General features: G+C 68.6%; 8 protein-coding genes. 5 read left to right on the top strand and 3 right to left on the bottom strand.

All coding sequences use genetic code 11. The features are described 5' to 3' along the window. Window positions 1-198 precede the first annotated feature (198 nt). Together V6U90_RS31710 and V6U90_RS31705 are read right to left on the bottom strand one after the other, a co-directional pair. On the bottom strand, window positions 199-3,054 hold the full coding sequence (locus V6U90_RS31710; protein WP_334444571.1) for a TIR domain-containing protein: 2,856 nt from the start codon (window positions 3,052-3,054) through the stop codon (window positions 199-201). 287 nt (window positions 3,055-3,341) lie between these two features. After that, window positions 3,342-3,827 carry a hypothetical protein gene (locus V6U90_RS31705; protein ID WP_334444569.1) on the bottom strand — a complete coding sequence of 162 codons (486 nt, stop codon included), beginning with the start codon at window positions 3,825-3,827 and terminating at the stop codon, window positions 3,342-3,344. 67 nt (window positions 3,828-3,894) lie between these two features. Here V6U90_RS31705 and V6U90_RS31700 point away from each other — a divergent pair, with 67 nt between their 5' ends. The 4 genes from V6U90_RS31700 (at window position 3,895) to V6U90_RS31685 (ending at window position 6,316) form a co-directional block, all read left to right on the top strand. Next, the gene (locus tag V6U90_RS31700; protein ID WP_334444567.1) at window positions 3,895-4,338 is read left to right on the top strand and encodes a glutaredoxin domain-containing protein; all 444 of its coding nucleotides are present in this window, start codon (window positions 3,895-3,897) and stop codon (window positions 4,336-4,338) included. Window positions 4,339-4,624: 286 nt separating this feature from the next. Further along, a complete protein-coding gene (locus V6U90_RS31695; RefSeq protein ID WP_334444565.1) occupies window positions 4,625-4,771 on the top strand; it encodes a hypothetical protein in 147 nt (48 codons plus the stop codon). Beyond that, window positions 4,750-5,064 (top strand): hypothetical protein, encoded by a 315-nt coding sequence (locus tag V6U90_RS31690; RefSeq protein WP_334444563.1) that lies wholly within the window; start codon window positions 4,750-4,752, stop codon window positions 5,062-5,064. The genes V6U90_RS31695 and V6U90_RS31690 overlap by 22 nt, the downstream gene beginning before the upstream one ends. A 118-nt stretch (window positions 5,065-5,182) precedes the next feature. Beyond that, the gene (locus tag V6U90_RS31685; RefSeq protein WP_334444561.1) at window positions 5,183-6,316 is read left to right on the top strand and encodes a hypothetical protein; all 1,134 of its coding nucleotides are present in this window, start codon (window positions 5,183-5,185) and stop codon (window positions 6,314-6,316) included. Between the two features lie 16 nt (window positions 6,317-6,332). Here the strand turns inward: V6U90_RS31685 and V6U90_RS31680 are convergent, their stop codons facing one another. Then, window positions 6,333-7,238, bottom strand: a complete 906-nt coding sequence (locus tag V6U90_RS31680) for a helix-turn-helix domain-containing protein (RefSeq protein ID WP_334444559.1) — start codon at window positions 7,236-7,238, stop codon at window positions 6,333-6,335. Window positions 7,239-7,425: 187 nt separating this feature from the next. On the opposite strand from V6U90_RS31680, the gene V6U90_RS31675 reads away from it, so the two are divergent. Beyond that, complete coding sequence (locus V6U90_RS31675) at window positions 7,426-7,662, top strand: GntR family transcriptional regulator (RefSeq protein ID WP_334444557.1); 237 nt, start codon at window positions 7,426-7,428, stop codon at window positions 7,660-7,662. The last annotated feature ends 1,075 nt before the right edge of the window (window positions 7,663-8,737 follow it).

Below are 8,737 nucleotides of genomic sequence, written 5' to 3'. Positions count from 1 at the left end.
CCACCAGCCTGCCGCACCGGCCCTCGCCACATAACCCCCGAAGGACTTACGGAACGGACCACTAAGAACCGGCCGGGCGGTGTCTCAGGATCAGCCGGACTCGCCCGAAGAACCCCGCCGACGTTCGCGCCGGGTCATGAAGGACGTGACGAGTGATGATAGGGCGTCGCAGAGGGCGGCGATCCTCCCCACGAACGGTCAGCACGTCCTCCGGTACGGCCGGTCCGGAACATGGGCGCCCCACTCGTCCCGGGTCAGCCCCCGGCCGGTCACCGCGCACGCCGCCGCCACCGGATCGGTGACCAGGTCGTGCAGCCGACCGATGTCCCACACCTCCAGGCCGCCGTCACCCCGACCGACGATGATCCGGCGGCTGTCGTGGCTGAACGCCAACGACGTCAGCGGGTCACCCGTCCCACCGGCGATGGTGTGCAGGTGCACCGGTGAACCGGGATCGCCGACGTCCCACAACCTCATCGCGCCCGCGTCGTCGAGCGAGGCGAGCATCGTGCCGTCGGGGCTGAACCGGACGGTGTTCACCGCCTCCGGGTGTCCCTGCAACACCGTGAGCCGCTGCCGTCGGTCCACCCGCCACAGCACCACGGTCTGGTCGTTGCTGCCCGTCGCCAGCACACCCCCGGTCGGGTCGAACGCCACCGACCGGATCACCGCCGGATGCGACCCCATCCGCCCGATCAACCGTGGACTGTCCGGTCGGGAGCCGTCCCACAGGTCGAGTACCTGCCCGGAGGCCAGCGCCAGGACCCGGCCGTCGGCACTCATCGCGCCTGCGCTGAACCAGTCGCCGCCGAACCCGCCCGGTGTGTTCCTCATCGGGCGGGTGGGGACGGAGAAGTCCCACAGGGTCGCGGCCCCGTTGCCGCGGCTCGACGGAAGCTGGCCCGTGAGCAGGACACGTGTGCTGTCGGCCGACCATGCGGCGGCGTCCACGCCGATGACCCCGTCGAGGGTGGCCATCAACCGTGGCCGGGCCGGATCCTCGACGTTCCAGACGGCCATCCTCTCCTTCGTGGCGCCGGTCAGCAGGGTCCGCCCGTCCGGGCTGAGCGAGGTGAACGCGGTGACGTTTTTCTCGGGCAGAGCGCCGAGCGGCGTACCGGGCGGGGCACCGGTCAGGTCGCGCAGGCTGACTGACCGCGTCGGCCCATCGGTGTCCGCGCCGACGATGGTCACCACGACGGTACCGCCGTCAGGGCCGGTCGCCACGTCGGTCACCGCCGCAGCGCCGGTGTCCGTCCTGCTCACGCGAACCGGCGCGGAGGTGACCGCAGTTGTCCACACCAGGGCCCGCCCGTCACCGCCACCGGACATGACCAGTGCCCCGTCGGCGGAGAAGGCCACCGCGTCGGCGATGTTCGTGTGCCCCGGCAGTCGGGCCAGTTCGACCGGATGAGCCGGATCCGCCACCGCCCACAACGTCACCACCCCGTCGCCGTCGGCCACGGCCAGGGTACGTCCATCGCGGCTCAGGTCGCAGGCGAACACCGGCTTGGCGAACGTCGGCAGGCCGGAGACCTTGCGCGGCTGGTCCGGATCACTGACGTCCCACAGGAACACGGTCCGCTCGCCGCTGGCGGTGACCAGCAGCCGACCGTCCGGACTGAAGACGCCCGCGTAAATGGGCAGGAGCGTTGTCCGGATCCCGCCGCGTCGGCGGGGCCGGTCGCCGTCGACCGACCACAGCACGACACCCTCCGTGCCGGCCACGGCCAGCAGCCGGTCCGGTGACCGTACGGCGAGACCCAGCACCAGGCCCGTACCGGGAATGTGGGCGACCCGCCGGGCCCGGCCGGGCACGGCGACATCCCAGACGAGCACGCCATCGTCGCGCTCATAGACGCTGACACCGGCGGTGAACAGCTGGGTCCCGGTGGCGTCGAACGCCACGGCACGCACCTCGGCCCCGTACCCCGTCAGCCGCGCGAGCAGGACCGGCCGCGTGGGATCCCTGAGGCCCCACAACGTCACCGTGGCATCCTCACCACCGGCGGCAAGTACCGACCCGTCCGGTGAGAAGGCGACCGCCCGCACCGCGCCCTGCTCCGCGTCCAGCGTCGCGACGGGGCGGGCGTGCGCGGGTTCGGTGACATCCCACAGCCGCGCTCCACCGACCACGTGGGCGCTCACCGCGAGCCGGCCAGTCGGGGCGAAACGCACCGCGGTCACCCCGCTCGACGGGCCGGGAACGGTGCCGGCGTAGCGGCTGCCAACCAGCGCGCTCACCAGGTTCGTCCGCGCGTCACTGCCCGGTGCGAGGGCAGCGGCGGCGATTCCGGTGAGCAGCGACGAGTCCACCTGTGTCGCCCGCAGGTTCCTCGACTGCAGCACCGCCCCCCGGCCCGCCGCGCGGTCGGCCGCGCGTTCGGCGTCATCCCGCTGGTGTACCGCGACCACGGTGGCCGTCGACGCCAGGACGGTCAGCACCGTCAGCGAAGCCACGACCGCCACCACGATCCGACGGGTCCGACGCTGCTCACGCAGGTGCTCACCGATCACCGCATCGAGCGGCAGTCCACGGATCCGGGCCGCGATCGCCGCCACACCGCGTTCCAGCTCCGCCTCCGAATAGGGTTGGGACCCCTCGCCCGTGGCCGTCAGATCGATCCACAGCGGCTCCTCGGCGAAAGCGGTGAGCAACGGTTCCGGCAGTGCGGTGCTCGCATCGACGTCGAACCGGTCGTGGACGTCGTCCCACCGCAGTCCACCATCATCAACGACCAACAGCAGCCGGTCCGCCGACCGGTTCGCCAGCCACCACTCGACCTCCCGACGTACCCAGGGTGACGCCGCCGCTTCCGGGGAAGCGATGAGAATGAACCAGCGCGACTGCGCCATCGCCGAACGGATGTCACCCCACAGTTCCGGAGTCACGCCCAGGTTGGTCTGGTCGCGGAACAACCGCATCGCCCGACCCCGGTACCACGGGCGGGCGAACCGTTCGAGCCCGGACTGCAGCGCCGATGAGATGCGGGCACTGCGGGCATGGCTGTACGAGATGAAGGCGTCGAAACGGAAACCCTCGCCGTCCGGCATCCCGCCAGCGTAGAAGGGCCGGGCCATCCACGTGTTGCATCCGGTACCCAGGTACAGGTCTACCGTCGCCGCACGACCACCGACAGCACGACGTGGGTACCGCCGCAGTGCACCCTGCCGACGACGCAACAGCCGCTGCGGCTGACGGAATTCGACACGCTGTTCGCCACCGCGCTGCGCGCACGTCCTGGTCGTTGCGGCGGGTGGTACATGGTGGTGGGCCACCCGCCGCCACCGTCCCGGCTGCGCTGGGACACCTGCGCATGCGGGGCCGCCGGCTGACCGGTCTACCGGAACGGGTCGGTGCTGGCCGCCACCACCCGGTGCGCCTCCGCGACGACGCACCCGTCAACCTCATCGCACGCCATCTCGCCGTACGTCTCGTAGGTATGCTCCAGCGCCACGAGCCGTTCGGCGAGTGGCGAGGTGCCGCGATCGAAGGTGCGGTACGTCCACGCGGTCAGCTCCCTCGGTGTCACGTCCCCGGCGAGGACGCGTGCCGCCAGGACCCGCAGCGCTGCCTCACCGCCCGCCACGCTTCCCGGGCGGTGGTAGTCCAGGCCGACCTCGCGCAGGGCACCCTCGATGAACCCGGGCACCTCCTCGTCGGCCCGGCTGGCGGACACCGCGGCGAGCATGCCCAGGTGCGGGCCGTCGAAGCCGGCGACCAGCAGGTCACACGCGGCCTCCACCAGTTCGGACCCGTTGACGTACCCGACGCCCCACAACGCGGTGACCTCACGCATCCGCGTCAGCGCCTCAGCAGGCTCCATATATCCATGGTGAACCACACTGGCGGTCGAAGGCGTGCCCGCGTCCCGGTGCGATACCGTCTGCCACATGCTGCGCCGGTGGAGCCTGACGGGACTCGTGGTGGTGTGCGGTCTGCTCCTGGCCAGGGAGTTGTACATCGATACGTCACCGGTGGCCGGCATCGTCGCGCTGGTGGCCTCCCTCGCACTGGCCGCCCTGCTGTCACCGATGGCGTTTCCCCGCCACGTCAGCGCCGCCGACGCCGCGCAGCGCAGCGCGCGTGACGGCAGGGCCATCGTCTACTGGCGGCCGGGCTGCCGGTACTGCCTGGAACTCCGGATCCGCCTGGGCCGCGACGCCCGTCGCCTGCACTGGGTCGACATCTGGCGCGACCCGGCCGGCGCCGCCGCCGTCCGGGCGATCACCGGCGGAAACGAGACCGTACCGACCGTGGTGCTGGCCGGGCAGTCGTACGTCAACCCGGAACCCGAACGGCTGCGTACCCTGCTCCTCAACCGACCCGCAGCGTGAGCGGCTCGTGGCCGTAGCCTGACCCGACCGTGGCCGTACGCTGTCAGACATCGACGGTCAGGCGGACCGCCACCATGTCGCCCACCTCAAGCCCGCCCGAGGCGGGAGATCGTCAGTGCCGAGGCGCTCGGGTTCGGTGCGGCCACGGCAAGCGCACTGTGGGCAGGGGTCACCGAGATAATGCCTATCCAGGTGAAGGCCGTCGTGGGAGCACTGCTCGGGCTCGCTGCGGCGGGCGGTGCGGGCAAGGCGTGGCTGAACAAGCGGGACGAGCGGGAGCGCAGGGATGAAGATCAGTAAGCAGGTCGAGCCGCTGGTACGTAACGCGATCCACGCGGCGGTGAAGCGGGACTTCCCGAAGCTCGATGCCGCGCTCAGATCGTTCCCGACGACCAGGCTGCCCGGGAGGCGGTGGAACTCGCCCTGGGTGTGACGCTGTTCGCCATGCGGGACATCCACGACGGCGAGCCGAGCCCGGAAGAGACCGAGGCAATGGCCGTCGAGATCGCCCGCGCCGAGTCCTGGGCCCGACCGACCGAGGCCGAGGTGATCGTCTTCCTCCGCAGGCTCGTCGCCGGGGAGCCGTTCGGCGGTGCGGTACCGGCCGAGAACGTGGTCATCCTGGCGTTCGTCTCGGCGGCCAACCTGCTCGCCTCCTGCCACCGGGACGGCGAAGAATGGTGGGACTACCTCGACCGCGCCGAAGCAGCCCTGGAGAGAGCCTGATCATCGGCTGACCAGCTGAAACGCCGGATGCCGTCCGGCGCGAGGCGCATACTGCATGCGTACGCACTGCACGTCTCGGCATCGGACCACGGGGGTCACCATGCAGACCATGCCAGCTATGCGCACCCTTCACCACAGCTTCGATGTTCAGCACGGTCTACCCACGCATCCCGACGTTCCGCAGGCCGCGCGTGACCTGGCTGAAGACATCGCAGCGGACCAGGCGAGAAGGCAACGCGAGGCCGTCGAAGACCGGATGCGGAAGGTGAACGAGACCGCCCTGACCGTACGGCGGGCAGTGATCGACCTTATCGGCGCTGACACGTACCCCGCCTTCCGGCACATGCTCTGGACGGAGCGGATGCGGACCCGCGAGATGTTCCTGCCGCCCGACGGGCTCCGGGCCGATTTCGACCAGGTGCACCGCGCTCGCAAGGAACGGGCCGACGCTTTCCTCCGGGAACGCGGCGTCGCGCCGGAACGACTTGCGGCGCTGCTCCGCAGCGGCCACAACGAGCTGAAGGAGCACCTCCCGTCGCCGCTGGAGGGGATGGCCAACGACGCCTGTGCGCTGGCTCCGGGCCTGGCCGGGGCGATGGCCTCCTACACGTCCCCGGCAGCGGGTATGCGCGCCTTCGCCATCCACCCGCCCTTCGACGGATGGCAGAAGGGTTTCCACTTCGCCAACCTCATCGGCTCCGCTTTCCGTGGGTCCCACTTCAACGGTGTCGATCCGGCAAGTGGCACCCTCCAGCAGCAGATTCATCTGGAGAACAACGACGCGAGCGATCTCGACTTCGCCGAGGCGGTGGCGCACGCGCAGGTGGCCTTCTGGTTCCAGCCGTCGGTGTCCGGCAGGGTACGCATGACCCTGGAGGCGCAGTGCCAGCAGTCGACGCATTCCCTGCGGACCGTGGACGAATGGGGCTGGTCCACCTCCGACACCAATCAGACCAACTCACTGATGATGCACGTGTTGCATCCCAACGTGTCCGCGCCGTCGTTCTCGCTGACGTCGGTCTTCCACTGGAATACCGACGTGACTCAGAGCGTGTTCCGCAGCTTCATCCCCATCGGTACCACGGTCTTCGCGACCTTGACGAGCGAGGGCACCATCCCGGCGGGGGAGTGGGTGGTGATCCGCGCGGGCACCCAGTCGACGACGTCGTCCATCACCAACGACGTCGAGATCCACAGCACGCCCGACTTCCGGTGGCTGATCAGGACCGTTGCCATCCAGATGATCCCCTGACCGGCTGTGAGCCTGGTCAGCACGGGCTCACGCTGGATCGTGTGCTCGGCAGGGAGTCGATGGCGTCGCTGATCAGTTCCCGGGATTCGTCCTCGGTCAGGGCCAGCTCGTCGAGGCTCGCCCAGGCTTTCTCGTACGCGGCCACCTCGTGCGCCTGGTCGAGGTAGAGCGCCCCGGTCAGCGACTCCCGGTAGACCACCGACGGGTCCGGCTCGCTGCGATGACCGGTTGGGAAGTCCAGCAGCACGAAACCGCCGGAGATCGCACCGAAGTGCGGGCCGGCGCTTAACGGCACGATGCGGATCGACACGTGTGGCAGCGTGCCGGCGTCGCGCAGGTGGTGAAGCTGGTCGACCAGCGTCGCCGGGCTACCCACCGGGCGCTGGAGCACCGCTTCGGAGAGTACGACCTCCAGCCGGGGAGGCACCGGCGTCCGACGCCGCAGCAACCCCTGCCGGCGCAGCCGTACCCCGATCCGCCGCTCCCGCTCCGCCTCGGTCAGATCAGGCCGATCCCAGCGGACCGCGTACGCGTACTCCCGGGTCTGCACCAACCCGGGAACCAGCATGTCCCGGTACTCCCGCAACCGGCACGCCTCCGCCTCCAGGCCGGGGTACACCTCGAACCAGTGCGGTAGCGGATCACCGTAGGAGTGCCACCAGCCCCGCGCCGACGTCTCACCCGCCAACGCCACCAACGCACCCGTCAACTCGGCCGGCGCCGCGTACATCGCACACAACGCCCGCACATCCGGCCCACGCACCGCCTCCCGACCCGTCTCGATCCGCCACAGCTTCTGCCGGCTGAACCGCACCGCCTCCGCCGCGCCTTCCAGGGTCATCCGCGCCTCGGCCCGCAATCCCCGCAACGCCCGCCCAAGCTGCCGACGCGGCACCGACGACCCCGTGTACCCCACCACCATCGCCTTGTGCTCCTTTCCACCTGCCGCTACCTGCTCACAGGTCGCCCTGCTTCGCGCCTACGGCCACCGTTGCCCTTGTTGTCAGGGTTCTGGCGGTGATGGGAGCAGCCTAGCAGACCTATAAAGCCTGTAAAGCAAGGCGAGGGATGCTTTAGGTGGGACTCTTGCTGGGTGCTTTCCTGATCACATGCCGTATGCTCAGCCGCTTTGGCGACAGATTAGGGATGATCTTCGTGCGAAGATCAGGGCCGGCATCTACCCACCAGGGGGCAAGCTTCCCTCTACGCGACTCTTGGCCGAAGAGTACGACACAAGCCATGTCACTGTCCGGCGCGCGTTGGACTCCATGATTGAGCTTGGGGAACTTGTCGGCCGTATGGGGATCGGCGTTTTTGTGGCGGATACATCAGAGCAGGATTCGTAAGCGCAAAAAATCAGCCCTCGGGAGCGATGCTCCCGAGGGCTGATTTGTCAGTCGGTTAACACGCTGCTATCGAGGTCGGAGTAGTCAGGTGGCGTGGCCCGTGACCCGGTGGCGAGTTAAGGGTAGAGCGGCCCATTCGGTCGTACTCGGCGAGGACCAGCTCCTTGGTCCCTTGTTGGTTGGTTGGCGAGGTTTCCTCGCACCAACCGCAGAGCCACTGTCGGTTCCAGCTGACTTGCTTCAGGCTTGGCTCAACGGCGGGCACCATAACGGATCTATTGTTTCGGCGAGTTGCGGTCATTCCGTCTTTAATTAAGGGCCCAGTTGATTGGTAGGGCAGACCTTCTCGGGCTGTAGCTTGGCAGATGTGAGATAGTGCGGCTGATTTTGGCGGTTGATCGCAGTCTCGCTCTTGGCTGGTCGTCTGTTGCGTCAACCGTCTCGCCACGTCCGCCAACGGCGTCACATCGCTCTGGTGTAGGCGGCTCTCCATGTGGTGGCGAGGGGCTCTCGGTCCTCGGTTGACTACCGACGAAGGCGAGGATTTCACCGCTAACCAGTGCCTTTCTTTACCAATATCGGTTCATGAGTGGCCCGGGGTGACCGAGGTTGAATTTCTGTCGCCCTGCTTTCTGCCGGTGCCGACGGAGTCAGTACCACCAGCCGAGTAGGTGTCAATTATCTGATTGACCATGGCACCAGCAGCGGGTAAGGGGCCGTCCCGAGGCGACGGGCAACGATTGCCCGGGCGGTCTGGCCGGTACCGGGTGTGCCGGCGATCCCGGTGGCGCGGTCGACTGAACTGCCTCGGGTCACTTTGGCAGTAGGCCTGACAACCGGCCGCCCGTGAGCGACTCATGTTGGAGGACTGAGACGCTGTCGACCTGCTGGCCTAGCCGGAGCGGCACGACGGCCTGGCTGCGCGGCGGGTGCGGGACGCAATATTGCTGGCGCAGACGGAGCAGCTCGACAGGGAGCCCCCGCCAAACGGACCGTCACTACGTCTGACTGCTGCTAGCGGACGCTGAAAAATCCTTGTTGGCGGACAGTTGAGTCCCTGCTCGCGGACAGCAGA

It is taken from the genome of Micromonospora sp. CPCC 206060 (assembly GCF_036906895.1).
In the GTDB taxonomy this organism is placed as follows: Bacteria; Actinomycetota; Actinomycetes; order Mycobacteriales; family Micromonosporaceae; genus Micromonospora.
Note: the sequence above shows the minus strand (reverse complement) of the source record. Positions and strands in the feature narration are given on the sequence as shown.